This is a genomic window from Brevundimonas sp. TWP3-1-2b1, from assembly GCF_049896165.1.
In the GTDB taxonomy this organism is placed as follows: domain Bacteria; phylum Pseudomonadota; class Alphaproteobacteria; order Caulobacterales; family Caulobacteraceae; genus Brevundimonas; species Brevundimonas subvibrioides_B.
On the sequence record NZ_JAFCTT010000001.1, the window covers coordinates 287,066 to 312,085 of the forward strand.

The 25,020-nt window shown below is 67.6% G+C and carries 22 protein-coding genes; 10 read left to right on the forward strand and 12 right to left on the reverse strand.

What is annotated here, in order from left to right; genetic code table 11:
- Positions 1 to 11: 11 nt before the first annotated feature.
- Positions 12 to 1,883 (reverse strand): DNA primase, encoded by a 1,872-nt coding sequence (gene dnaG, locus ACP7AB_RS01390; RefSeq protein ID WP_425988131.1) that lies wholly within the window; start codon positions 1,881 to 1,883, stop codon positions 12 to 14.
- Positions 1,884 to 2,082: 199 nt separating this feature from the next.
- Here dnaG and ACP7AB_RS01395 point away from each other — a divergent pair, with 199 nt between their 5' ends.
- Positions 2,083 to 2,349 (forward strand): hypothetical protein, encoded by a 267-nt coding sequence (locus ACP7AB_RS01395; protein ID WP_425988133.1) that lies wholly within the window; start codon positions 2,083 to 2,085, stop codon positions 2,347 to 2,349.
- Between the two features lie 3 nt (positions 2,350 to 2,352).
- Here ACP7AB_RS01395 and ACP7AB_RS01400 read toward each other — a convergent pair whose 3' ends face one another.
- The 6 genes from ACP7AB_RS01400 to ACP7AB_RS01425 are packed head-to-tail and all read right to left on the reverse strand — an operon-like array spanning position 2,353 to position 8,716.
- Positions 2,353 to 3,486, reverse strand: coding sequence for a patatin-like phospholipase family protein (locus ACP7AB_RS01400; protein WP_425988135.1), 1,134 nt, complete (start codon positions 3,484 to 3,486; stop codon positions 2,353 to 2,355).
- 18 nt (positions 3,487 to 3,504) lie between these two features.
- Positions 3,505 to 4,461 (reverse strand): hypothetical protein, encoded by a 957-nt coding sequence (locus tag ACP7AB_RS01405; RefSeq protein ID WP_425988138.1) that lies wholly within the window; start codon positions 4,459 to 4,461, stop codon positions 3,505 to 3,507.
- A 1-nt stretch (position 4,462) separates the two neighbouring features.
- Complete coding sequence (carA, locus tag ACP7AB_RS01410) at positions 4,463 to 5,620, reverse strand: glutamine-hydrolyzing carbamoyl-phosphate synthase small subunit (RefSeq protein WP_425988140.1); 1,158 nt, start codon at positions 5,618 to 5,620, stop codon at positions 4,463 to 4,465.
- Between the two features lie 45 nt (positions 5,621 to 5,665).
- Positions 5,666 to 6,961, reverse strand: a complete 1,296-nt coding sequence (locus ACP7AB_RS01415; protein ID WP_425988142.1) for an amino acid permease — start codon at positions 6,959 to 6,961, stop codon at positions 5,666 to 5,668.
- The gene (locus ACP7AB_RS01420; protein WP_425988144.1) at positions 6,958 to 7,956 is read right to left on the reverse strand and encodes an aromatic ring-hydroxylating oxygenase subunit alpha; all 999 of its coding nucleotides are present in this window, start codon (positions 7,954 to 7,956) and stop codon (positions 6,958 to 6,960) included. The genes ACP7AB_RS01415 and ACP7AB_RS01420 overlap by 4 nt, the downstream gene beginning before the upstream one ends.
- Positions 7,957 to 8,011: 55 nt before the next feature.
- Positions 8,012 to 8,716: an SDR family NAD(P)-dependent oxidoreductase gene (locus ACP7AB_RS01425; RefSeq protein WP_425988145.1), complete on the reverse strand. Its 705-nt coding sequence runs from the start codon at positions 8,714 to 8,716 to the stop codon at positions 8,012 to 8,014.
- 178 nt (positions 8,717 to 8,894) lie between these two features.
- Between ACP7AB_RS01425 and ACP7AB_RS01430 the strand changes: the two genes are divergently transcribed.
- Positions 8,895 to 9,788 carry an acyl-CoA thioester hydrolase/BAAT C-terminal domain-containing protein gene (locus ACP7AB_RS01430; RefSeq protein WP_425988147.1) on the forward strand — a complete coding sequence of 298 codons (894 nt, stop codon included), beginning with the start codon at positions 8,895 to 8,897 and terminating at the stop codon, positions 9,786 to 9,788.
- A 14-nt stretch (positions 9,789 to 9,802) separates the two neighbouring features.
- Here the strand turns inward: ACP7AB_RS01430 and ACP7AB_RS01435 are convergent, their stop codons facing one another.
- A complete protein-coding gene (locus ACP7AB_RS01435) occupies positions 9,803 to 10,204 on the reverse strand; it encodes a DUF805 domain-containing protein (protein ID WP_303696462.1) in 402 nt (133 codons plus the stop codon).
- 65 nt (positions 10,205 to 10,269) lie between these two features.
- Here ACP7AB_RS01435 and ACP7AB_RS01440 point away from each other — a divergent pair, with 65 nt between their 5' ends.
- The 5 genes from ACP7AB_RS01440 to ACP7AB_RS01460 all read left to right on the forward strand — a co-directional run bounded on the left by ACP7AB_RS01440 (position 10,270) and on the right by ACP7AB_RS01460 (position 18,802).
- Positions 10,270 to 10,980, forward strand: coding sequence for an HAD family hydrolase (locus tag ACP7AB_RS01440; protein ID WP_425988150.1), 711 nt, complete (start codon positions 10,270 to 10,272; stop codon positions 10,978 to 10,980).
- 188 nt (positions 10,981 to 11,168) lie between these two features.
- Positions 11,169 to 14,540, forward strand: coding sequence for a TonB-dependent receptor domain-containing protein (locus ACP7AB_RS01445; RefSeq protein ID WP_425988152.1), 3,372 nt, complete (start codon positions 11,169 to 11,171; stop codon positions 14,538 to 14,540).
- Positions 14,541 to 14,744: 204 nt separating this feature from the next.
- Positions 14,745 to 15,020, forward strand: a complete 276-nt coding sequence (locus tag ACP7AB_RS01450) for a hypothetical protein (protein ID WP_425988154.1) — start codon at positions 14,745 to 14,747, stop codon at positions 15,018 to 15,020.
- 12 nt (positions 15,021 to 15,032) lie between these two features.
- Positions 15,033 to 18,482, forward strand: a complete 3,450-nt coding sequence (carB, locus tag ACP7AB_RS01455; RefSeq protein ID WP_425988156.1) for a carbamoyl-phosphate synthase large subunit — start codon at positions 15,033 to 15,035, stop codon at positions 18,480 to 18,482.
- A complete protein-coding gene (locus ACP7AB_RS01460; protein ID WP_425988158.1) occupies positions 18,482 to 18,802 on the forward strand; it encodes a DUF1294 domain-containing protein in 321 nt (106 codons plus the stop codon). The genes carB and ACP7AB_RS01460 overlap by 1 nt, the downstream gene beginning before the upstream one ends.
- Positions 18,803 to 18,926: 124 nt before the next feature.
- Here ACP7AB_RS01460 and ACP7AB_RS01465 read toward each other — a convergent pair whose 3' ends face one another.
- Positions 18,927 to 19,262 (reverse strand): GIY-YIG nuclease family protein, encoded by a 336-nt coding sequence (locus tag ACP7AB_RS01465; protein ID WP_425988160.1) that lies wholly within the window; start codon positions 19,260 to 19,262, stop codon positions 18,927 to 18,929.
- Between the two features lie 118 nt (positions 19,263 to 19,380).
- Between ACP7AB_RS01465 and ACP7AB_RS01470 the strand changes: the two genes are divergently transcribed.
- The gene (locus ACP7AB_RS01470) at positions 19,381 to 19,806 is read left to right on the forward strand and encodes a hypothetical protein (protein ID WP_425988162.1); all 426 of its coding nucleotides are present in this window, start codon (positions 19,381 to 19,383) and stop codon (positions 19,804 to 19,806) included.
- Here the strand turns inward: ACP7AB_RS01470 and ACP7AB_RS01475 are convergent.
- Entirely contained in the window at positions 19,803 to 21,104 is a 1,302-nt protein-coding gene (locus ACP7AB_RS01475; RefSeq protein WP_426046078.1) for a dicarboxylate/amino acid:cation symporter, read from the reverse strand. The two genes, ACP7AB_RS01470 and ACP7AB_RS01475, sit on opposite strands and share 4 nt — an antisense overlap.
- A gap of 70 nt (positions 21,105 to 21,174) precedes the next feature.
- On the opposite strand from ACP7AB_RS01475, the gene ACP7AB_RS01480 reads away from it, so the two are divergent.
- Positions 21,175 to 22,476: a glycosyltransferase gene (locus tag ACP7AB_RS01480; RefSeq protein ID WP_425988167.1), complete on the forward strand. Its 1,302-nt coding sequence runs from the start codon at positions 21,175 to 21,177 to the stop codon at positions 22,474 to 22,476.
- 112 nt (positions 22,477 to 22,588) lie between these two features.
- On the opposite strand, the gene mnmH is transcribed toward ACP7AB_RS01480, so the two are convergent.
- Positions 22,589 to 23,647: a tRNA 2-selenouridine(34) synthase MnmH gene (gene mnmH, locus ACP7AB_RS01485; protein ID WP_425988169.1), complete on the reverse strand. Its 1,059-nt coding sequence runs from the start codon at positions 23,645 to 23,647 to the stop codon at positions 22,589 to 22,591.
- The gene (selD, locus tag ACP7AB_RS01490; protein ID WP_426046079.1) at positions 23,644 to 24,687 is read right to left on the reverse strand and encodes a selenide, water dikinase SelD; all 1,044 of its coding nucleotides are present in this window, start codon (positions 24,685 to 24,687) and stop codon (positions 23,644 to 23,646) included. Before selD ends, mnmH begins: the two co-directional genes overlap by 4 nt.
- Positions 24,688 to 24,780: 93 nt before the next feature.
- Here selD and ACP7AB_RS01495 point away from each other — a divergent pair, with 93 nt between their 5' ends.
- Complete coding sequence (locus ACP7AB_RS01495) at positions 24,781 to 24,999, forward strand: cysteine protease (RefSeq protein WP_425988174.1); 219 nt, start codon at positions 24,781 to 24,783, stop codon at positions 24,997 to 24,999.
- Positions 25,000 to 25,020 lie beyond the last annotated feature (21 nt).

The window sequence follows — 25,020 nt, forward strand, 5'->3', positions numbered from 1 at the left end:
GCCCGAGTTCGTTACGAACCAGCCTCATCGTCCCAGATCATTCCGGTCTTGATGGCTCGTCGCAATGCGTCGCGTTCCGCCTTCAGACGACTGAAGGCGGATGCGTCGAAAGCGTGATCCGCCCCCGACTTCGCTGACGCCAGCGCCGCGTCCAGTCCCGCAACGCGGGTCAGGGCGTCGAAGCCTTGCGACCACCGGACCCTTGCTTCGGCGAGGGGCGCATTTGCGGCCAGGAAAGGCGCGCCGGACTTTGCCGCCGCCTTCTCGACCTCGCGCACTAAAGCATCGTGTCCGGAGGTCGCGAGATGGCGACGCAAGGCCGCGCTGTCAAGCGTTTGGCCACCAAACCGCAGCCGGACAAGTTCCTGCGCTAGCCCATCCAGCGCCGGATCGCCGAAGCCATGCGAGGCGATCGCCTCCAGATGGTCGTCCATCCGCTCCGGATCCTCGATGGCGCCATGGGCGAGGGCCGCTGCGATCGGCTCGATCGATCGGGTCAGGGCGTGCATCGCCGAGGCGCCCTCCGCCGTCTGGCCGAGTTTCGGCGGCGCACCCGGCTTCCAGCGTCCACCCGGTTGTTGGGCGCGTGGCTGGGGCGCCGACCGACCGGGGAACAGGGCATCGAAGCGGTCGAACAGCTCGCGGCGATACTGTTCGGCCAGATCCTTGTCCTGGATCGCCGCCGCCGCCGTGCGCAGCCGCCCTTTCAGCCCGGCGCGGCGCTCGGGCGTATCCAGCGGTTCAGCCTCGGCCTCGCGGCGAAACAAGACCTCGGCGAAGGTCCGCGTCTCGGTCATGGCCTGACGCAGGGCCGGCGCGCCCTTGTCTCTCAGGATGTCGTCCGGGTCCTGCCCGCCTTCCAGCAGGGCGAAACGGAACGATCGACCCGGCTTCAGCAGCGGCAGGGCGCGTTCGATGGCGCGATAAGCGGCCCTCTGCCCCGCCCCGTCTCCGTCGAAACACAGGACCGGCTCCGACGACACCCTCCACAGCAGGGCCATCTGGTCCTCGGTCAGGGCCGTGCCCATCGGCGCCACGGCCGGCAGGCCCGCGCGCTGGCAGGCGATGACGTCCATATAACCCTCGACCACAATCACTGCCTGGGTCGATTTCGACTCCGCGCCGAGGATGCGCCGGGCCTCGGGGAGGCCGTACAGGGTCGCTCCCTTGTGGAAGAGCGGGCTCTCCGGCCCGTTCAGATATTTGGCCCGGTCGTCGGGGTTCATCGCCCGGCCGCCGAAGCTGACCAGACGTCCACGCGCGTCGAGGATGGGGAACATCAGCCGGTCGCGGAACCGGTCATAGGGATTGCCGCCGCCCTCCGGCGCGATCAGCATCCCCATCTCGACCAGATCGCCCGGCCTCGCCCCGCGCTGGACCAGCGCGGCCTTCAGCCCCTCGCGGTCGTTCGGCGCATAGCCGAGGCCGAACCGCTCCCACTGATCCTCCGGCAGGCCGCGCTTGTCGAGATAGTCCCGCGCCGCCTTGCCGGTCGACCGACGCAGGTTCGCCGCGAACCATTTCTGGGCCAGGTCCATCCAGTCGGACAGGCCCTGCTTCCTGGCCTCGCGCTCGGCGGCCTGCGGATCCTCGGCCGGCATCTGCATCCCGGCCTCGGCGGCCAGCCGCTCGACCGCTTCGGGGAAGCTCAGCCGCTCGGTCTCCTGCAGGAAGGAGATCACGTCGCCATGCTTGCCCGACGAGAAGTCGTGGAAGAAACCCTTGTCGTCGTTGACGAAGAACGACGGCGACTTCTCCTTGGAGAAGGGCGACAGCCCCACCCATTCGCGTCCCTGACGCTTGAGCTTCACCGACCGGCCGATCACGTCGGACGGGCGAAGGCGGGCCTTCAGTTCCTCAAGGAAGCGGTCATCGAAACGCACCGCTCCGTATACCGCGCTCTACGCCGCAGCGGAGGCATTAACCGGGCGTTAACTAACAAGGCTAAACCGAGACCATAGGCTTCTGTTTTTTCAGGACATTTTTTGGTCCGAATGCGGAACTATCCACAGAAGTCAGGGTTAATCCACTGTTCCCTCCGGCGCAGAAGCACCGACCTACTCTTCAAGCCAGAGCCGCTCCATGTTCATCGCCATCGCCCAACCGGCAGTCGAGCCCATCGGACCCGATCCTGTCGCCGTCCCCTATGCCCCTACGGTTCGCACCCTGAAACCGCGTGCGCTCCACGCCCTCCTGCTGGCCAATGCCGCCCAGCGACGTCTGAGGGGTCTGGAGCGGAAGCGGGCCGATCGGCCGGAAGACGCCGCCTACTGGCTGCACGCCGCCCCGGTCGCGGTGAAGAAGGCCTGCGCGCTCCGCGAAGAACGCAGCTTCGCGCCGCTTCCCTAGGGTCTATCTCCAGGCAGCGCCCGAGATCGCGCCCTGCCGCCCGATCTCATAGACCGCGCTCATGGACTCGAGGCTGAAGTCCAGGGCCGAGGCCTCGGAGTCGTCCGGCAGGGCAGCGTAGCGGAAGAACAGGTCGTTCCGGTCCGCGAAAGCGTGGTTGCCCGCCAGGGTCGTCACCAGCGAAGCGCGCAGCAGGATGTCGATGCTGCGGCCCAGCACGCCCTGGGGTGTGTCCTTGGTGATCCCGAAGCTGGGATTGGTTCGCCCGTTCACCACCACATAGAAGCGCGCGCCGCGCAGAGTGTCGGACGGCTCCTCGAACGACCACAGGGTCTCCGGCACCGCCAGGAAGGGCGCTGCCACCCCGCCGTCCACATGCATCTCCTCAAAACGAAGACCGGCGTTGTCTGACTGGATCAGAACGGGCGGAAAGGCGCCGGGAATGCTGGCTGAGGCCACCAGCACGCTGCGAAACAGCTCCAGCGCCTGGGGCGTGCCTTGCGTCGCAATGGCGCCCAGGTCCCAGCTGACGCCGCGTTGGGAGTCGAGGTCCGTGGTCGCAACCAGCAAGACCCGACCCTTGGCGTATTCCGCCGCGACTGCGCGCAGGACATCCTCGGTCACGAACCGCTCGACCAAGGATCGAAGAGGCGCCGATTTGTAGATGCCGGACCCGATCAGAGCGCCCAGTCCCCGGGATTGCAGCAGACCGGCCGCCGCTCCGCCGGTATAGGCTTCGGCCAGTTCGTCGTCGTAGTCGGGGCCGAGGAAGACGAAGGGCGCGGCCAGCGCCCCGGTCGAGACGCCGGTGACAACCTCAAAGTCCGGCCGCTCGCCCGTCTCGCTCCAGCCCTTCATCAGGCCTGCGGTGAATGCGCCGTTAGATCCGCCGCCCGACAGGGCGATGAAGTCCAGCCGCCCATCCGCTCCGACCGGCACCCCTTCGCGGAACGCCTGCTGGAAGATCGCCGCGCGGTCTTCGGCGTCGAGATAGACGCGGATCGGATGGTTCGGGGCCGAGATCAGCCCCATCGGCCGCGCGCCTGCGCGGTCCTGGAGGTCAAATGACGACCGGGCCCCGCTGGCGCAGGCGCCGAGCATCAGCATGAGGGCGAGGAGGGTCAGGCGAACCGGCATGGCCCTCAACCTATCACGTCAGCGCAGTTCGGGCAGACGCCGCATCAGGGAATCGCGCAGACGACGGCCGCGCTCGGCCACGCCCTTGGGGCGGACCCGCTCGCGCACCTCCAGCCCCCGGCCCCAGCGGCCGCGGGTCGCCTCGGCCAGATGGGGGTGGCGATCGTGCTGATGGACAATGGCGCTGACCGAACCATCGGGGTTGACCACCTCGCCGTTCGCAAACGTAAGGGTCTCGCCGGGCGTCAGGCCGATGGTGGCGACGCGGCCGAAGTTCTCGCGGACCTCGGCCTCCACCAGCCCCATATGCACCGCGATATTGCAGGCGGCCTGGTCCGTACCAAAGGCCCCGCCGATCTCCGAGCGCGGGATGGCCGCCAGCATCAGAACCATACGGCAGAACCGGGCAACCTCCCGGCGCGGCCCCATGACCGTGCCGACACAGATCGCGGGGGCCGACGCCAGATCCTGGGCCATCCGGTCTCCGGCCAGGGCTCGCAGATATTTCATGTTGAAGGCGTGATCGCCCAGCACGTCACCCTCGACGAAGACCTCCAGCCCCGTCGGCGCCGGCGCAAATGGCGGTCGCTGGAACAGGACGTCGCGCACGTCGGTCAGCAGGACGTTCCGCACCTCGGGCCTATCCGCCAGATAGCGATCGAAGGCCGCGAACCGGGCGATGACCGCGTGGGGCTCCCAGCCCTCGACCATGTCCGCCGGCAGGGCATGGACCCCGTGCTCTTCCAGCAGGGCGATCACATCGGATCGGTCGTCGACGACCAGGGCGACCTCGCCATCAAACACAGCGCGTAGCGAGCGCACGAACGGGGCGATGTCATGGGAGTCGTAGCCGGTCGCGTAGCCCAACACGAGATCACCCGGAGCCGCCGAGACGGTTCGGGATCCTCCCCTATCCTTGCCCAGCGCGACGGCGAGCCAGCCCAGATAGGCCGAGGTCGCCGCGTGAATGGCCATTCTAGGCCTTCATCAGGTCGTTGAACCGGTCGAACAGATACAGGCTGTCCGTCGGTCCCGGTGAGGCTTCCGGGTGGTGCTGGACGCTGAACACCGGACGGCCCTTCAGCTGGATGCCGCAGTTGGTGCCGTCGAACAGGCTGACGTGGGTCTCCTCGACTGCGTCTGGCAGGCTGTCGCGGTCGACGGTGAAGCCGTGGTTCATCGACACGATCTCGACCTTGCCGGTCGTCAGATCCTTCACCGGATGATTCGCGCCGTGGTGGCCCTGGTCCATCTTCACGGTCCTGGCGCCGAGCGCGAGGGCCAGCATCTGGTGACCGAGGCAAATGCCGAAGACCGGCTTGCCGCTCTCGACCAGCTTCCTGATCTCGGGCACGGCGTACTCGCCGGTCGCCGCCGGATCGCCCGGGCCGTTCGACAGGACGACGCCGTCCGGCGAGCGGGCCAGAATCTCCTCGGCCGTCGTCGTGGCGGGGACCACGGTGATTTTCGCGCCGGTCGAGGCCAGCGCCCGCAGGATGTTTCGCTTCACGCCGTAGTCGACGACGACGACGGTCTTGCGCCCCTCGGTCTTCGGGTGCCCGTCCGGCCATTCCCACAGGCCCTCGTCCCATTCGAACGCCTGAAGCGTCGAGGCGGGCCTGGCGAGGTCGAGGCCGACGAGGCCGGTCCAGGCCTTCGCCTGCGCCACGAGGGCGTCCAGATCGAATTGCCCGTCCGGATCGTGGGCGATCACCGCGTGGGGGGCGCCGTGGTCGCGGATGCGCTGGGTCAGGGCGCGGGTGTCGATACCCGCCAGGCCCACGACGCCGCGCCGCTTCATCCAGACATCGAAGCTCGAGTCCGAGCGCCAGTTGGCCGGATCGGTCGGCAGGTCGCGGAAGATCGCGCCTCGTGCCGAGGTGTCCGACCCGCCGCCCATCTGTTCGATGTCCTCCACGTTCGTGCCGGTGTTGCCGACGTGCGGGAAGGTGAAGGCCAGGATCTGGCTCATGTAGGACGGGTCGGTCAGGATCTCCTGATACCCGGTCATCGCCGTGTTGAAGACCACCTCGCCGAGCGCCGAGCCGGTCGCGCCGACCCCCACGCCCTGGAAGATCGTGCCGTCTGCGAGAGCGAGGACGCCAGTGGCGCCGGGGAGAAGCTTGTCGGTCATGCGCGCCTCATAGCACCGAATCCCGGCGCTCAAACGGCGGCGTGACTAAAGGGGCGGGGCGGGCGGGTCAATCGCCACCGGATGGCGGCGGCGCACCCACAACCAGCCGATGCTCACCAGGATGAAGAAGCCGATGGTGGGCTTCAGGTAGGGACCGGCTGCGGCGGCGACCGCGAACACCGAGAAGACCAGTGCGAAAACCGCCAGCAGCCTCCAACCCATCGACGGCGCGGCTCGGAACAGACCCACGGCGCAGACGGCGTAGATGCTCAGCGTCAGCACCGATGTCACCCCCACCAGCACCCCGAACTGTTCGCCCAGCGTCGGCTGGACCGTGATCAGGGCCAGAACGCTCATCACCCCGCCGTTGATGATCGGGTTGGACATCGGCAGGTTGCCGTCACCACCGAACCAGCGCGGCAGATAGCCCTTCTCGGCCGCGCGCCGGGCGGTCTCGCCGCCCATCATGGTCCAGCCGGCGACCGTGCCCGCCACCTTGATGATGGCGCAAATCGCGACGACGCCCGCCAGCGAAGCCCCCAGCACCCGCGCCGCAAGATCGGCGTAGGGGCTGGTCGATCCCGCCAGGTCGGCCGCCGGGATCACCCCGAACACAGCCAGGCAGGCAGCGACATAGACGATAAAGGCCAGCACTACCCCGGCCACGCTGGCGCGGCCGACATCGCGCGCCGGATCCTTGACAAGCCGCGACAGGGCCGCCGCGCTCTCGACGCCCAGAAAGGCCCAGAAGATCACCGCCAGCGACGCCGGTACGGTCGCGGTCAGCGGCCGGCCGTCGGGGCTCCACGATGCCGCAAAGACCGCCGGATCGAACGCCATCACCCCGGCCACGACCGCCAGCACGATCGGGACAAGGCCAATCATCAGCGCCAGGGCGCCGAACCGCGCCGCCGCCCTGGCGCCGACGATGTAGGCCAGCGTCGCCAGCCAGACGAAGCCGAGGTTGGCCAGGGCGCCCGGAACCGGCTGCTTGAGGACGGGGAAGAAGAAGGCCAGATAGCCGGTCCCCGCCACGGCCACCGCCACATTGCCGGCCACGCAGGCGGCCCAGTAGGCGAGCGCTGCCTGATAACCAAAGAACCGGCCCATGCCGCGTTCGGCCAGATCGCTCAAGCCATCTGCCGTCGGCTGGAACCGCCCTAGCCCCGAGAACATCCACGCCAGGGTCAGGGCCCCGATCCCGCAGACGACCCAGCCGATGATACTCGAGCTTCCGATCGGCGCGAGCGTGGCGGGCAGAAGATAAAGGCCCGACCCGATCATGTTCCCGGCTACTACCAGGGCGGCCAGGCCCCAGCCCAGCCTGCGCGTCTCGATCATCGATAGACCTCCCCGATGCGGCGCTGGAACCAGCCGACCGCTCCCTCATGCACCGCGCTCAACACACCGGTCTCATAGGCGCCTGCCGTCAGGTTCCTCTGCACGGCCTCGCAGATGGCCGCGTCCTCGGCGGTCAGCCGGTCCGATGCGACCAGCGCCTCGTCCAGCGCCCCCTCCCCGCCGTCGTTGAGGAACAGATAGTCCAGCCGCGTCCGACCCGGCCCGACCGGCGTCATCCGCTCGATCATCGCCCCGTCGCGATAGACATTGATCCCGAGGTTGGGCCACAGCCAGCCCCAGACCCCGGCCTGGGGTCCGTCGTTCACCCCGACCGCCTCCTGGATCACCAGATCGCCCTCGACCCGGACGCGGTATTCCGCCGGGCCCAGTTCGTCGGCGAGGACGGGATGGACCGAACCGATGTGATAGCCCTCCAGATAGTTCTCGGCATAGACCTTCCAGTCGCAGTCCAGGACATGGGTGCGGCGCGCGGCCGGGCGGGCGATGTCAAACCCCCGTGCCGCCAGCAACGTCTCGAGCGGCGCGACGGTCTGGCCCAGGGGCGCAACGTCGGGGTCCAGCGTCACGAACACCAGTCCGCGCCAGGTCTCCAGCCTCAGGCCCAACAGGCCGAATTCGCGGGGATCGAACCCCTCGGCGGCGCCGAACCCCGTCGCCGCCCTCAGCCGACCCTCAAGCGAGTAGCGCCAGCCGTGGTAGCCGCACACCAGTTCGCGCCCGCAATTCCCTGCGACGCCGCTGACCAACGGCCCGGCCCGGTGGCGGCAGACATTGTGGAAGGCCCGCAGCGCGCCGTCCGCTCCTCGCACCATCAGCAACCGATGCCCTGCGACGTCGGTGGCGATCCAGTCGCCGGCGTCCGGCGCCTCGGCCTCATGAGCGAGGAACAGCCACGTGTGTCCGAACAGGCCCGTGCGCTCGCGCAGCCACGCGTCGGGACATCCGTAAAGCCGTGCCGGAAGAGTGACCTGCATGGCCCGACAAGGCCCCGGCGACCCGCCGTCGTCAAGCGGCTCGACTGTCCGCAGGCTAGGCCGGGATTCGTGCACCGTCCCACGCGAAGACGCCGCCGCTGTCCGCAGGAGTCAGGCCGTCAAGGACGGCCAACAGATATCCCGCAGAGACAGCGGGGGTGAACAGTGCTTCCGGCGACACCCCTTTTTGGAACGGTTCGCTCAGCCCCGTACTCACCGTCCCGGGATGCAGCCCCGCCACAATCGCATGGGGATGAGAGCGCGCCATCTCGATCGCGAGGTTGCGAACGATCATGTTCAGCGCCGCCTTGGACGCACGATAGCTGTGCCAGCCGCCCAGACGATTGTCGCCGATCGATCCGACCCGTGCCGACAGGGCGGCGAACACAGCGCGCCGGTCGCGGGGCAGCAACGGCAGGAAATGCTTGGCGACGAGCGCCGGGCCGACGGTGTTGACGCGGTAGTCTCGCAGCAGGTGCTCCGCCGTCATCGCCCTGAAGGATCGTTCGGGCGCCTCGCCGTGGTGCAGGACGCCGGTGGCTACGAAAATCAGAACCGGAGCCGGTCCGTCTGCGATTCGCCCGGCGGCGGCGGCGATGCTGGCCTCGTCTTCCAGATCCAGTCCCGTGACCGAGCGGGACAGGCGGTGAATCGTGGCGAAACGTCCCGACGCCGCCAGCCCGTCGGCCACGGCCGCCCCGATGCCGCCCGATGCACCGACGACAACAGCGGAAGCGACGTCTGGACCGAGAGCCTGCATGGGTCCGATCAACGCCCTCCAGGGGAGAAGAACAAGCCGGCATCACGTCGCGGCCTTGCGCTCTCATATACTTTGTTATACAAAGTTCTTTGCTTATAGAGACCCAATGATGTCGCCCTCAATCCCATCCGCCTTGCTCGCCGCGCTGTTACTCACGTGTGGCAGCGCGGCCTCCGCCGTGGCCCAAACCCTGGCCACTGCAGCTGTAGCCACTGTCCCGCCGACCCAGGAGGTGCGCAGGGCGGATCTGGTCGCCGACTATTTCGCCGCCAGCCCTGCCACAGCCTCGCGCGGCGCCGTCATCGTACTGGGCGGCTCGGAAGGCGGGCTGGGCGGCTCAGGCCGGATGGCCCGCAGGCTTGCGGCCGACGGCTTCGACGCCGTCGCCGTCTCCTATTTCGGAGAGCCGGGTCAGACCGAGACCCTGGACCTGATCCCGATCGAGCCGGTCGATCGGGCGCTGGCCTGGCTGAACGCCCGTCCGGGCACACCCGAGCCGGTCGCCATCGTCGGCGTGTCCAAGGGGGGCGAGCTGGCCCTGCTGGTCGCCAGCCGGAACCCGGCCATCGCCGCAGTCGTCGCGGCCGTACCGTCGAACGTGGTCTGGGCCGGGATCGACCGGACCGGCGGCGCGGTGGGCTCGTCCTGGACCGCCGGGGGTCAGCCCTTGCCGCATGTCCCCTACGACTTCAGCAAGGGATTCACCGGCATTTTCAACCTTTATCGCGACAGCCTCCCCGCCGCATCACCGGAGGCCGAGATCCCGGTCGAACGGATCGCCGGGCCGATCCTTCTGGTCTCGGGCGAAGCCGACACACTGTGGCCCTCGACCGAGATGGCCAATCGCGTCGAAGCCCGGCTACGTTCGCATGGCTTCGCCCATCCCGTTGAGCACCTCGCCTATCCGGACGCGGGCCACGCCGTCTTCGGCGCGCCGGTCCGCGCCGATGCGCCAGGACTTCAGAACGTCACCGCCGTAGGCGGCACGGTGGAGGGTCTGATCGCGGCCCGCGCCGACGTCTGGCCGCGCACCCTGACCTTCCTGAAAACAGCCCTTGCGGAAGCGGAATAGCCGCCCGCGAACCGTCAGGCCGCGCGACTGCCTTCCGGCGGCTCGCCATGGGCATTGGCCTCCGGCTGACCCTTCTGCGCGTAGAAGACGATCAGAATGATGGTCCCGATCAAGGGAATCAGGCCCAACAGGACCCACCAGCCCGTCTTGCCGGTATCGTGCAGCCGCCGGATCGCCACCGCCAGCATCGGGATGAAGGAACCGAGCACGAAAATCCCCGTCAGGGGGCCGGAGGAGGAAAACTCGAACTCGCCATCGCCCATCACCGCTCGACCGGTTCCGAACAGCATGCCATCGGCGATCCCGAGGATCACGCAGGCGATGATGTAGAACAGGACGAAATACCAGAACTCCTTGCGGTCCGACCGACCGGTGAACTGGGCGTATTTCTTGTAAGGCTGGATGAAGTCGTTCATGCGTCTCTCCCCTCGCTGAAGGCTCTCGCATATCACGAATCGGCGAAATTGATATCGGCTCGACCATGACCATCACCACAGTCGGGCTCGATGCCGACGACACCCTCTGGCACAACGAGACCATCTTCCGCCTTACCCAGGCGCGGTTCCTCGATCTGCTGGGCGACCACGACAACGCGCTCATCGAGGCGCGCCTGGCCGAGGTGGAGCGCCGGAACCTGAGGCTCTACGGCTACGGCATCAAGGGCTTCACCCTGTCCATGATCGAGACGGCGATGGAGCTGTGCGAGGGTGAGCCTCCGCCGGGCGTCCTGCGCGAAATCCTCGCCGCCGGCCGCGAGATGATCGCCCATCCGGTCGAGACCCTGCCGGGCGTCGACGAGGCCCTGCACCGGCTGTCCGAACAGTATCGCCTTGTGCTGGTCACCAAGGGCGACCTGCTGGACCAGGAGCGCAAGCTGGCGGCGTCCGGCCTCGGCGATCTGTTCGCGGCCGTGGAGATCGTCTCGGAGAAGGATCGGGGCACCTATGACCGCGTATTTGCCCGCCATGGCACGGGCGCCCACGAGGCGGTCATGGCCGGCAATTCGGTCAAGTCGGACGTCATCCCGGCCATTGAGGCCGGGGCCTTCGCCGTCCACATCCCCTATCACGTCACCTGGGCGCACGAGATCGCCGAGCCGCCGGTCGATCACCCGCGCTTCGGCCTGCTGGATAGCATTAGCGAATTGCCAGGCTGGATTGCGTCTCAGCGCGTCCGAACGCAGCAGCGCTGAGTAAGTTCCATTCTCTCGGCACCAGAAGGAAGAAAAACACCATTGCGTTGAACTCTGTTAGTATAACAGCGAAATAGTGTCCTATTTTTTACGGTAACGCTTGACGCGGATACTGCCTGACGGTTTCTGACACGCTCAAAAGCGCACGCCCTTGGGGGCGAAAAGCGCGTGTTCAGTGAGAGTCTTCGATGTCCGTCTTGCGTTCCCGCCTTCTTGCCACCTCGATAATCTCCGGAGCACTCGCTCTGGCCGGCCCTGTTTTCGCCCAGTCCGCGCCTCCTTCCACCATACCGACCGCTGACGAGCGTCAAGACACCCTGGCGCCCGTCGATGTCACCGCCCGACAACAGGACGACTCTGCTCAGCTGGACGAAATCGTCGTCACGGGCTCACGCATTCGTCGTGATCCAGTCAATGCTCCAACTCCTCTGATCCAGGTGTCGCGCGAGCAGTTGCTGACCACGGGCCAGGCGACGGTCATCGACTTCCTGGCAACCATCCCGGCCCTGTCGAATTCGCAGGTCCCGTCCGACACCACGGGTGTGTTGGGCATCGGCGGCCTGTCGTTTGCAAACCTGCGCTCGCTTGGCGCGGGCCGCACCCTCACCTTGGTCGATGGCCGCCGTCACGTCGGCTCGGCCGGCGGCACCCTGTCGGTCGATGTCGACACCATCCCCCGTCTGTTGATACAGACCGTCGAGATCATCACCGGCGGCGCCTCCTCGGTGTATGGCGCCGACGCGGTCTCGGGCGTTCTGAACTTCGTACTGCGAAAAGACTTCGAAGGTCTGGAGATCGACGCGAACTATGGTCAGATCAACCAGGACGGCGAGGCATCCCAGCGCATCTCCGCCCTGTTGGGTCACAACTTCTTCGACGACCGCCTGAACGTCTACGCCTTCGCCGAGTACGAGCAACTGGACGCCGTCGACTCGCTGGACATCGACTGGTTACGCGACTCAACCGCCCTGCTCGGCGTCGATGCCGACCCGGCCGCATCCCGCTTCGACGGTCAACGCGATAACGAGTTGTTCCGTGGCTACGTGACCCTTCAGCGCCCGCGCTGGGGTCAGACGACCCTGGCCAACAATCAGCAGGCCTCGGCGCTTAACGATCCGGACGTGCCGTTCGCGAACTGCGCCGCCGCCACCAGCACCACCTGCTATTCGGTTCAGCCCGGCCTGACCTATGTGTTCGACGGCCCGGCGGCGCGCCTGGCCAACTTCGGCACACGCATCGGCAATACCGGGGCCAACCGTCCGAACAACATCGGCGGCGACGGCGACAACCCGGCGAGCTTCAGCACGATCACCCGGGTTCCGCAGTCCGAGTCCCAGCGTTACCAGGTCGGCGCCACCTTCGACGTGAGCAGCAGCATCACGGCGACCGCCGAAGCGAAATACATCACCGAGGATACCGAGTTCTCGTCACAGCCGGACTTCTACGACTTCATTCTGGGCGACGGCCTGCCGAACACCTTTTACGGCGGTCCGACGACGGCGAACCAGATCGGTTCGAACTACAACTTCTTCAATCTCCAAGGTCTGCGGATCGCGGACAACGCCTTCATCCCCGGCAACCTGCGTCAGGCGATCTACGCCAATCGCATTACGACCTACGCTCCGCCGACCGCCGACTCCGCCAGCGTGGCGACGGGCACAGTGGCGGCGCCTTACGCGCGCCACACCCTGTTCGGCGAGGACCGTGACCAGATCTCGACGCGTGAACTGCAACGTTACGTCATCGGGCTGGAGGGCAACTACGATCAGGTCAGCTTCGTCAAGAACCTGAACTGGACCCTGTCCTACACCTATGGTCAGGTTGAGGTCGAAGAGACCGAGACGGGCACTGACGCCCTGCGAGTCAACCTCGCGGCCGATGCAGTTCGCGACACCGCAGGCGTCCTCGGTACGCCCGGCGCCGTCGTCTGCCGCTCGCGTCTGTTGGATGCCCGCAGTCTACCGTTGGACGACTACTTCCTGCCCTTCAACGACCTGCACGACAGCCAGGTCGGTCGCGATGCCGTCGCTCAGTGCCAGCCGCTGAACATCTTCGGCGTCGGCAACCAGAGCCAGGCCGCCCGCGACTACATCAATGCCTCGGTCAACTACACCGAGCGCAACGAACAGGAAGACTTCATCGGCTCGGTCTCCGGCCAGCTTTGGGACTTCTGGGGCGCCGGCGCCATCGGCATCGCCTTGGGCTATGAGCATCGCCGCGAATACACCGAAGCCGTGGGCCGCGACGCCTCGGCGGCCGGCCGCGCCCTGTTCCTTAACGGCGGACCAGACTTTCCAGGGTCGGAATATCAGAGTGATGAGTACTTCGGAGAGCTGTCCCTGCCGTTGTTCCTCGACTCGTTCCTGGGTGAATATGCGGAGCTGAGCGGATCCTACCGGGCCTTTGACTACACCACCGCCGGCACAGGCGACGTCTACGGCGTCAACCTCGTCTATCGTCCGATCGCCGACGTCACCTTCAAGACCAGCTTCAACACCTCGTTCAGGGCACCCGATCTGAGCGAAAATTTTGGGCCATTGGGCGAGACCTTCGCCAACGGCTTCGTCGATCCCTGCGCCACAGCCAGCATCATCGTTCAGAACGCTGACATCCGGGCCAACCGCGTCGCCAACTGTACCGCCCTGGCCCAACAGCAAGGTCGGACCTTCGACTTCAACGGCGTCACGGCGACCAACACCGACGATTTCAACCCGATCTACTCCGGCGGGGTTTCGGGCCTCACGGGCGGCAACCCGCTCCTGACGCCCGAAGAATCTGAATCATTCACCTTCTCGGTCGCGCTCCAGCCCCGGTTCATCCCCAACTTCAGCCTGGTGCTCGACTACTATGAGATCGAGCTGGACCAGGTCATCGCCTTCGTGTCGGCCCAGACGGCGGCCAACAACTGCGTCAGCGGCCCCGGTCTGAACAGCACCGCCTGCGCCAGCATCTTCCGCAACAATCCTGACATCCCGTTCGGCCTGGGCGCCCCGGCCAACGACCCGATCGGCGGCTTCATCGAAGGGGCCGGCAACTACGCCGCCCTGACCACGCGTGGTCTCGATTTCACGGCCCGCTACGGCTACGACTTCGACGAGATGATGGGCCGCGCCTGGGGTCGCCTGGATTATTCGATCGCCGGCTCGTGGCTGCTGGAGCAGGAGAACTTCCTGGACCCGGCGGTGCCGACGAACTTCACGTCGGACCGGGGCAACCTGTTCTATCCTAACGTCCGCTTCACCTCGTCGCTGACCTACACGCCCAACGACATCTGGAGCGTGAACTGGACGGCCGACTGGCAGTCCGCGAACAACATCCAGCGCAACCGTGACTTCGTGCTGAATGCAGACAACCGCGACACTCAGTACAACGACACCGGCAACTTCGTGCGGAACGACTTCACCGTCCGCTACAAGGTGCGCGAGGACACGACGGTGCGCTTCGGCGTGGTCAACGCCTTCGACGAAGAGCAAAGCCCGGCTCTGGGCCAGACGCTCTATTCCAACTTCGACCCCTACGGCCGTCGCTTCTTCGTGGGCGTGAACTTCCGCCCGTTCTAAATCCATGAGCAGGCCAGACTGACAGGGCGGCCCCACAAGGGGCCGCCCTTTTTTCGTTGCCCCTCCGGCCCCCCGTCTTTAGACGGGCCGCTTAACCGACAACCCGAACGAAACCGGCCCGCCGAACAGCGCCGCCGGCCGTTCGCGCGCGAGCGAGAGACGACCCTGCACGACGACCTCATCAGCCACGAAGACCGGGATGCGATGATCCGCGCGTCCTTGATGACTCATGGCGATACCGGGATCACCCCTCGCCACACTTTGTTCTACTTCAACGGCGAAGGCGAACACGACGACCTGAACGAGGTCGCCCGTCGCGCCGGCTTCCTGACCCGGGGGCAGGGCGACTCGACCGTTCTCGAAACGACCATGGCGGTGGACGAAGCCAGCTTCGTCCCCGTCTCGTCGATGATGCAATCCTGGGCCGCAGCCTTCCAGCTCGACTACGACGGCTGGGAATGCGCGGTCGTGACGAACTAAGACCAGAGCGCCATGCCAAAACGTACAGACTTGAAATCCATATTGATTATTGGAGCAGGCCCGATTGTCATCGGGCAGGCGTGCGAGTTTGACTACTCGGGGGTGCAGGCGTGCAAGGCGCTGAAGGCCGAGGGATACAGGGTCATCCTGGTCAACTCGAACCCGGCGACGATCATGACCGACCCGGACATGGCGGACGCGACCTATATCGAGCCGATCACGCCGGAGTTCGTCGAGCGGATCATCGCCAGGGAACGGCCCGACGCCCTGTTGCCGACGATGGGGGGGCAGACGGCCCTGAACACGGCGCTGGCGCTGGACGCCAACGGGGTGCTGGAGAAGTACGGCGTCGAGATGATCGGGGCGAAAGCCGATGTCATTGACCGGGCCGAGGACCGCCAGAAATTCCGCAACGCCATGGACAAGCTGGGCCTGGAATCACCGAAGTCCAAGGCCGCCCACAACATGGAAGAGGCGCTGGAGGGGCTGGAGTTCGTCGGCCTGCCCGCCGTCATCCGCCCGTCCTTCACCCTCGCCGGCACCGGCGGCGGCATCGCCTTCAACCGCGAGGAGTTCGAGGAGATCGTCCTGCGCGGCCTCGACCTGTCGCCCACCACCGAGGTGCTGATCGAGGAGTCGGTGCTGGGCTGGAAGGAGTATGAGATGGAGGTGGTCCGCGACAAGGCGGACAACTGCATCATCATCTGCTCCATCGAGAACATCGACCCGATGGGCGTGCACACGGGCGACTCGATCACCGTCGCCCCTGCCCTGACGCTGACGGACAAGGAGTACCAGCGCATGCGCACGGGCTCGATCAATGTCCTGCGCGAGATCGGCGTCGAGACCGGCGGATCGAACGTGCAGTGGGCGATCAATCCGGCCGACGGCCGGATGGTGGTGATCGAGATGAACCCGCGCGTGTCGCGCTCCTCCGCTCTCGCCTCCAAGGCCACCGGCTTCCCCATCGCCAAGGTCGCCGCCCGTCTGGCCGTGGGGTACACGCTGGACGAACTGACCAACGACATCACCATGGTGACGCCGGCCTCGTTCGAGCCGTCGATCGACTATGTCGTGACCAAGATCCCGCGCTTCGCCTTCGAGAAATATCCGGGGTCGGAGCCCCTGCTGGGCACGTCGATGAAGTCGGTCGGCGAGGTCATGGCCATCGGCCGGACCTTCCAGGAATCCATGCAGAAGGCCCTGCGAGGCCTCGAGACCGGCCTCAGCGGCTTCGACGAGATCGAGATCGAAGGCGTTACTCCGACTCTTGGCGGCCCCGCCGACGACGCCTCCATCCGGGCTGCCGTGGTGCGGGCGCTGGGCATGCCCACGCCCGACCGCATCCTCGTCATCGCGCAAGCTTTCCGCCACGGCCTGTCGGTCGAGGAGGTCAACGCCGCCTGTTCGTACGAGCCGTGGTTCCTGCGCCAGATCGCCGACATCGTACGGGAAGAGGGACACATCAAAGTGCGCGGCCTTCCCGGCATGCCTTCCCCCTATTCCGTGCACCCCGGCGAAGGCCGGGGTCCAGAGGGAAGCCTCGAGGGTCAGGACAGTGTTCGCGATCTGGATCCCGGCCTTCGCCGGGATGCACGGAGTGAAAATGCTGTGCGGGAAGACGATGCAACCGCCTTCCGCCGCCTGAAGTCCAAGGGCTTCTCCGACGCCCGCCTGGCCCAGCTGACGGGCTCGACGGAACGCGAGGTTCGCCACCTGCGCCGGTCGCTGAACGTGCGTCCCGTGTTCAAGCGGATCGACACCTGCGCGGCCGAGTTCGCCTCGGCCACCGCCTATATGTATTCGACCTATGAGACCGGCGCCCTGGGCCAGATTCCGAAGTGCGAATCCGAGCCAACCGACAGAAAAAAGGCGATAATTCTGGGCGGCGGGCCGAACCGGATCGGGCAAGGAATTGAGTTCGATTACTGCTGCTGTCACGCGGCGTTCGCCTTCGCGGACCTCGGAGTCGAGAGCATCATGGTCAACTGCAACCCGGAGACGGTGTCGACCGACTACGACACCTCCGATCGGCTCTACTTCGAGCCCCTGACGGCCGAGGACGTTCTGGAGCTGATCGAGGTCGAGCGCTCCAACGGAAACCTGATCGGCGTCGTCGTCCAGTTCGGCGGCCAGACGCCGCTGAAACTGGCCCACGCCCTGCACGAGGACGGCATCCCGATCCTGGGCACGTCGCTGGACTCCATCGATCTGGCCGAGGACCGCGAGCGGTTCCAGGTCATGCTGAACGACATCGGCCTGATGCAGCCGCCCAACGGCCTGGCCCGCAGCGCCGAAGAGGCCGCGCAGAAGGCGGAAGAGGTCGGCTATCCGGTCGTCCTGCGCCCCTCCTATGTGCTGGGCGGCCGCGGCATGATGATCGTCCACGACCGCGAGCAGCTGGACCGTTATGTTGGCGAGGCCATGCGGGTGTCGGGCAACGACCCCGTCCTGATCGACCACTATCTGAACCGCGCCACCGAGGTGGACGTCGACGCCCTGTGCGACGACGAGACGGTCTTCGTGGCCGGGGTCCTGGAACACATCGAGGAAGCGGGCGTCCACTCGGGCGACAGCGCCTGTTCGATGCCGCCGTGGTCGCTGAAGCCCGAGACGGTCGCCGAGCTGAAGCGCCAGACCGAGGCCATGGCGCGCGCCCTCAAGGTGCGCGGCCTGATGAATGTGCAGTTCGCGATCGAGGAGCCGCACAGCGACAACCCGCGCATCTTCGTGCTGGAAGTGAACCCGCGCGCGTCGCGCACGGCGCCCTTCGTGGCCAAGACCATCGGCCTGCCCGTCGCCGCCATTGCCGCCAAGGTGATGGCCGGGGTGCCGCTGAAATCCTTCGGGCTGAAGGACGTCCCCTACGACCATATCGCGGTCAAGGAGGCGGTCTTCCCGTTCGCCCGCTTCGCCGGGGTCGACACCATCCTGGGCCCCGAAATGCGGTCGACCGGCGAGGTCATGGGCCTGGACTTCAAGCGTCCGGGCGAGACCGACATGGCCCCGGCCTTTGCACGCGCCTTCGCCAAGTCCCAGATCGGCGGCGGCACCATCCTGCCGACGGCCGGCTGCGCCTTCGTCTCGGTCAAGGACGACGACAAGCCGTTCATCGTCGAGGCGGTGAAACTGCTGCTGAGCCAGGGTTTCGAGGTCATCGCCACCGGCGGCACCCATACCTATCTGGAGGCCCTGGGCCTGAAGGTCGGCTATGTGAAGAAGGTGCTGGAAGGCCGTCCGAACATCGTTGACGCGATCAAGAACGGCGACGTCCAGCTGGTCATCAACACCACCGAGGGCAAGCAGTCGCTGCAGGACAGCTTCAGCCTGCGTCGGTCGGCCCTGATGACCAAGGTGCCCTACTATACGACCTCGGCGGGGGCCCTGGCGGCGGCCCAGGCGATCGGCGCGATCCAGGCGGACACGCTGGATGTACGGCCGATCCAGGACTACGCGCACTGATGTCGCTGAGCCGGGTCGACCTGTTTCTGGTCCTTCTGGCGCTCGGCAATCTGCATGCGTTCGCCCGGTTCTGGCTGGACAAGCGGGCGGCCGGAGCGGGAGCCCGGCGAACGCCCGAACGCGTCCTGCTGGGCGCCGCCTTGTTTGGCGGTTTTGGCGCATGGCTCGGCCAGCATGTGCTGCGTCACAAGACCCGCAAGGAACCGTTCAGAACGCAGCTCGGCCTGACAATTCTCCTGCATCTGGCGGGGGTTGCCGGGGTGGTCTGGTGGTTGCTCGGCGTGGGAACGCCGTCCTGGCCGACAGGCGGATTGCCGTGACTGCGGCCCGCGACCAGTTCCCGACGATTTCGAACAGTCATTGACCGCAGAAACCGGCCAGTTCGACCAGACTGGCTATGCCATTTTCCTGCACATTGCGCCGACTGCGCAATCGAAGGACGGGCTACAGGGCGCGGGCCTGGAGCCGGGCCTTCCAAAGCGCGGCGCGCCGTTTCAGCTCCCCGTCGCGCTCCAGACTGGAGAGGTCGGTCGAAAGCCGATCGAGCTCCTCGAACCTGAAGCCGTCCTCGCCATGCACGCGCCACGCCGACTGAAGCCCGGGGTCGGGATAGCCGCCGACCCTGAGCGAGAACCACAGCCCGTTCCGGTGCGTCTCGACATGAAGACTGCGCCCCACCCAGACTTCGCCTGTGGCGCTGCATATGACGGCGAACACGCCCGCGACGGTCTTGCGCTCCTTGTAGGCCGCGATCAGGGCGTTGCGATCCGATTGGGTCATGACGACCTCCTTTTCTACCCGGGTATATATACGCCGATTATTTTACCCGGGTAAATAAGAATTGATACTGGGCTTGCCTGCGACCGTTTTCGACGCAGGCGCATGCCAGGCTGTGCGGATGGAACACCATCGTCTGCGCAAATATCGCGGGCCGGAGACCTGGGCGCGGGTCCGGCAGGCCTATATCGCCGGGGAGTCGGCGCCGTCGCTGGCCCGTCGGTTCGACGTCGGCCTGGCCAACCTGCGGCGGCGGGCGATGGCCGAGGGCTGGACGCGAAAGACCTATGCCCGTCAGATCGACCTGCAGCCGATCCGGGGCGGGGCGGATGAGCCGGATGGAGGTCTGGAGAGGCTGGTCGAGGCCGGGGAGATCCCACCCGTCGATGCCCACGTCGCCCTTGCCGAGGCGGTGCGCCGCGCGGCCTGGCTGCTGAGCCGGGGCAAGACCGCAGAAGCGACCGCCCTACTCCGCGCGGCGACCGTCCTCGACAAGCTGCGCTGGCGGGCGGACTACGGCAAGACGGGCAATGGTACGCGCGACTAGATTCCCGCCGCCGCCTCCGGATCCGCTGCGGCGTCCCGCCCCTCGACGATCCGCGCGGCCGCCAGGTCGGCCGTCACATTGCCGACGGTGCGGAAGATGTCGGGCACGACCTCGACCGCCGGCAGCAGGGGCAGGACCTCCAGCGGCACGTCCATGGCCAGGCAGATCGGGGCGATGGAGGCGAAGAAGCTGACCTGTCCGGGCAGGCCGACCGTGCCGATGCTGACGGCCAGGGCGGCGAGGCCTCCAGCCAGCATGGTGGCGGTGGTGATCTCCGTCCCCGTCAGCTTCGCGACATAGATGACGACGGCCAGGTTCGCGACCGGGCTGGTGATGCGGAAAACGGCCACCGCCAGCGGCAGGACCAGACCCGCGGTCGCCGTCGAGACGCCGAGGCGGTCAATGGCGCGCTCGACCATGATCGGCAGGCAGGCGAGCGACGACTGGGTCGAGAAGGCCACCACCTGGGCCGGCGCGGCGCCTTGCGCAAAGCGGCCGAGACCGATCCGGCCGACGACCACGGCCACGACATAGGTCAGGAGGATCAGGCCGATCAGGCTGAGACAGACCAGGGCGATATAGTGGCCCAGCACCCCGGCGGCGCCGAGGCCGGCGCGCAGCCCCACGCCGAGGGCCAGGGCGAAGACGCCCAGCGGCGCCACGGCCAGCACCCACTGGACGATGACGATCATGGTCTGGGCGACCGCCTCGAAGAACAGGGCGACGGGCTGGCGCAGACGGGCGTCGAGCCGGGTGGTGGCGAAGCCGAAGGCGATGGCGAAGACCACGATGGCCAGGATGGCGTCGTCGGCCGCGGCCCGGATCGGGTTGGCGGGGGCGAGACTGGTCAGGAAGGCGCCGAAGCCGCCGCCTCCGACGTTCTCGGCGACCTCGCGCGCGGCCTCGGGCGGGGCGCCGGCGAGGAGGGCGGCGGCCCCGTCCGCGCCGATGGGCCACAGGGCATGCAGTCCCAGCGACGAGGCGAAGGCATAGACCGTGGCCCCGAGCAGCAGCAGGGCGAAGACGATCACCGCCTTGAGCGCCAGCCGGCCGGTCGCCGCCGCGTCGGCGATGGAGGCGATGCCGGTCACCAGCAGGCTGAAGACCAGGGGGACGATCGTCATCCTCAGGGCGTTGAGCCACAGCTGGCCCAGGGCGTCGATCACCGCCACCGTCCCGGTCCCGCCGGGGATGCCCCAGGCCTGGGCTGCGGCGCCCGCCGCCAGGCCTCCGACCAGTGCGACCATCACCCAGAGGCTGAGGGAGGTGAAGATAGCAGCCGTACGGGATCGGGTCATGACAGGGAGGCTAGCACCGGCGTCACGGGACGCCAGCGCGAACCTTCACCGGGGTGTGCTAGGGTTCGTCATGCCTCCCCGCATCGTCCTCGCCACCGCCGGATCACTCGGCGACCTGCATCCGTTCATCGCCCTCGGGCTGGCGTTGAAGGCGCGGGGGTTCGAGCCGGAGATCGCTTCCTCGCCACAGCATGGCGACAAGATCCGGGCCGAGGGCCTGACCTTCCACGCCATCGGCCCGAGCATCGCCGAGCTCGAGGTCATGATGGGGATGACGGAGGTGGAGATCACCGAGGCGGTGACGCGATCCAGCGGCTTCCTGTTCGAGAAGATGCTGCTGCCGCATCTGGAGCGCGGGGCCCGGCAGTTGCTGGCCGTGGCTCAAGGCGCGGTCGCGATTGTCGGATCGACCTTCGCCGCCGGGGCGGCCATGGCGGCGGATGTTCTCGGCGTCCCCTTCGTTCCGGTCGCGTTGCAGCCGGCCATCGTCTTCTCGGCCTTTGACCCGCCCGCCCTGCCGAACGCGCCGTGGCTGGCGCCGGTCTCAGGCGGGTGGCGGCTGGCGCTGAACCGGCTGACTCTCGCGGGCGCGCGGGCCAGGGGGGCGGCCTGGACCGGGCCCGCGGATCGGGTTCGGCAGAGGATGGGTCTGGAGCCGCAGCGGGCCAGTCTGTTGCTCGACGGACTGAAGAACCGGCCGCTGGCGCTGGGGCTTTATTCACCGCTGCTGGGCCTGCCGCAGGCCGACGCGCCGCCTGCGTTCACCGTGACCGGCCATGCCAGCTACGACAGCGAGACCGGCGGGCCGACGCCCTTGTCGCCGGCGCTGGAGACCTTCCTCGCCGCCGGGCCGGAGCCCATTGTCTTCACCCTGGGGAGCGCGGCGGTGATCATCCCCGGACGCTTCTATGTCGAGAGCCTGAAGGCGGCCCGGATTCTGGGGCGGCGGGCTGTGCTGCTGGTGGGGCCAAAAGGCGATGTCGGCGTCGCCGACGGGCCGGACGCGATCGCTGTGGCCTATGCGCCGTTCTCGAAACTGTTCCCTCGCGCCGCGGCCATCGTGCACCAGGGCGGGGTCGGGACGACACAGCAGGCCCTGCGCGCGGGTCGACCGCAGCTGGTCGTGCCGTTCCTCGGGGACCAGTTCGACAATGCGGCGCGGGTGGTGCGGCTCGGGTGCGGGGCGACACTGGGGCGCAAGCGCTATACGGCGGAGCGGGTCGCGGGGACGCTGGACCGGTTGCTGGCGGATCCGACGGGGGTGGAGACGGCGAGGCGGCTGGGGGTTCTGGCGTCGCGCGAGGATGGGGCGGCGGTGGCGGCGGAGCGGATTGTGGAAATGCTCTCCCTCTCCCGGAGGGAGAGGGCTTGAGCGCCCGAGAGCGCAGCGATCGGACTTGCGCGAAAGGGTGAGGGTCGTGCCTCACCGGTTTGCACCCGCCCCCTCACCCTTCCGGCTGGCGCATCGCTGCGCTCTGCGAGCCTCAAGCCCTCTCCCGCCTGGAGAGGGTCTCCGTAATTTGGTCCGCCGCGCGGTCGAGGTCGGCGTCCAGCACCTCGGTCATCTCCACCCGCCCGATCACGGGCCGGTCGCGCCGCGCGGACATGCGGCGGTAGGCGGGGTCGTAGTGTTCCTCGACCAGGGCGGCGGCGAGTTCGACCGTGCGGCCCTCCCGCGCCATCGCCTTCCAGTCCGCGATCGTCTCCTTCGAATGATGGGGCGGGAGGCGGCCGAGGGCGGTCTCCAGGGCGGCGGCGTCGGCGGCGATATCGGCATAGATCCGTGCGGAGAATCTGGCGCGCGCCTCGACGGGCGCGGTCAGTTCGATCACCGGGGCGCGGCCCATGGCCGACCACAGGGCGGGCGGGATTGTGCGGGCGCCGATGCGGCTGGACTCGGCCTCGACGACCACCGGGCGCGTCGGGTCGAGGGTCCCCAGCGCCTCGAACAGACGGCTCTCGAACAGCTTCTGCGACGGCTGGGGACGGCCGGTCGCGCCGAACAGGGAGCCGCGATGCTCCGCCAGGCCCTCCAGGTCGATCGCCTGCACGCCGCGTTCGGCGAGGCGTGGCAGCAGAGCGGTCTTGCCGGAGCCGGTGCCGCCGTCGAGCAGGATGACGGACCATGCGGCCTCGCCATACAGGACCGCCTGGACCGTGCGCCGCCAGGTCATGTAGCCACCGTCGAGCACGGTCACCGGCCAGCCGATCTGGTCCATCACGGCGACCATGGCCCCCGACCTCTGGCCCCCGCGCCAGCAGTGGATCAGGGGGCGGAAGCTCCCGTCGCGATGCTTCAGCGCCCCGTCGAGATGGGCGGCGATGTTGCGGGCGACCTTCGCCGCGCCGATCCGGCGGGCGAGGAATTTGGACTGCTGGACATAGATGGTCCCGACCTCGGCCCGTTCGGCGTCATCGAGGACCGGCAGGTTGATGGCGCCGGGGATGTGGTCCTCGGCGAACTCGGCGGGGCTGCGCACGTCGATAATCGCGTCGAACCCGGCCCGGGCCCCGGGCGACAGATCGGTGGTGCGGCGGATCAAACGACCCGCACCCCGGCGCCCTCGACGACGCGGCCGACGACGGCGGCCTGGTCGAATCCGGCCGCGCGGATCGTCGCCAGCGTGGTCCCGGCCGCCTCGGCCGCGACGGCGACGAGAAGCCCGCCCGAGGTCTGGGGATCGGTGAGCAGGTCGCGGCGCCAGTCGTCGAACCCGGACGGCAGGGCGATCGCCTCGGCGCAGGACGCCCAGTTGCGGCCCGAGGCGCCGGTGCGGACGCCATCGCGGGCGAGCGCCTCGACACCCTCCAGCAGGGGCGCGGCGCCCGCATCCAGCTCGATGCCCAGCCCCGAGCCGCGCGCTATCTCCAGCGCATGGCCCAGCAGGCCGAAGCCGGTCACGTCGGTCATGGCGTGGACGCCGTCGGTCCCGGCCAGATCGGCGCCGACGCTGTTCAGCCTCGTGGTCGAGGCGATGAGCGCTGCATACCCGGCCGCGTCCAGCCGCTCCTGCTTGAGCGCGGCCGACAGCACGCCGACGCCGAGCCCCTTGGTCAGGATCAGGACGTCCCCTGCCCGCGCCCCGCGATTGGTCAGGACCCTGTCGGGATGGACGAGGCCCAGCGCCACCAGTCCGTAGATCGGCTCCACGCTGTCGATCGAATGGCCGCCGGCGACGGGAATGCCCGCCTCGGCGCAGACGCTGGCGCCGCCCGCCAGGATTCGGCCGATGGTCCCGGTCGACAGGACATTCACCGGCATCCCGACCAGGGCCAGGGCGAAGATGGGCCGCCCGCCCATGGCATAGACATCCGACAGGGCGTTGGTCGCCGCGATCCGCCCGAAATCGAACGGGTCGTCGACCACCGGCATGAAGAAGTCCGTCGTCGCCACCAGGGCCTGCTGATCGTTCAGCCGCCAGACGGCCGCGTCGTCGGAGGTCTCGGTCCCGACCATCAGGTTGGCGAAGGCGGCGGCCTGCGGCGTCTTCGACAGGATGTCGCGCAGCACGGCGGGCGAGAGCTTGCAGCCGCAGCCTCCGCCATGGGCCAGGGAGGTCAGGCGGGGTTCGGGCGTAGTCATGGGTCCGGTGTGGGCGAAAGCACGCAGGGTTTCAATCGCGGTGAACCTGGGCCGTGCGCAGCCGTTGTGTTCGCGTATCAAAGGAGACGCCCCATGGCCCTGTCCCGTATCGCCACCGTCATCGGCGGCCTTCTGCTGTCGAAGAGCGGACGCGGGTTCGCCGGTCGGCATGCCGGAAAGCTGGCTCTGGCCACCCTGGCCTATGAGCTGTGGCAAAGCCGGCGCACGGGCGTGGCGCCGAACCCAAAACGCGGGGCGCGCCAGTCGCAAGCTCAAGCCCATCCCCGCCGCCGCTGGAGCGGGCGCGCCTGACAGGAAATCCCGACATTACAA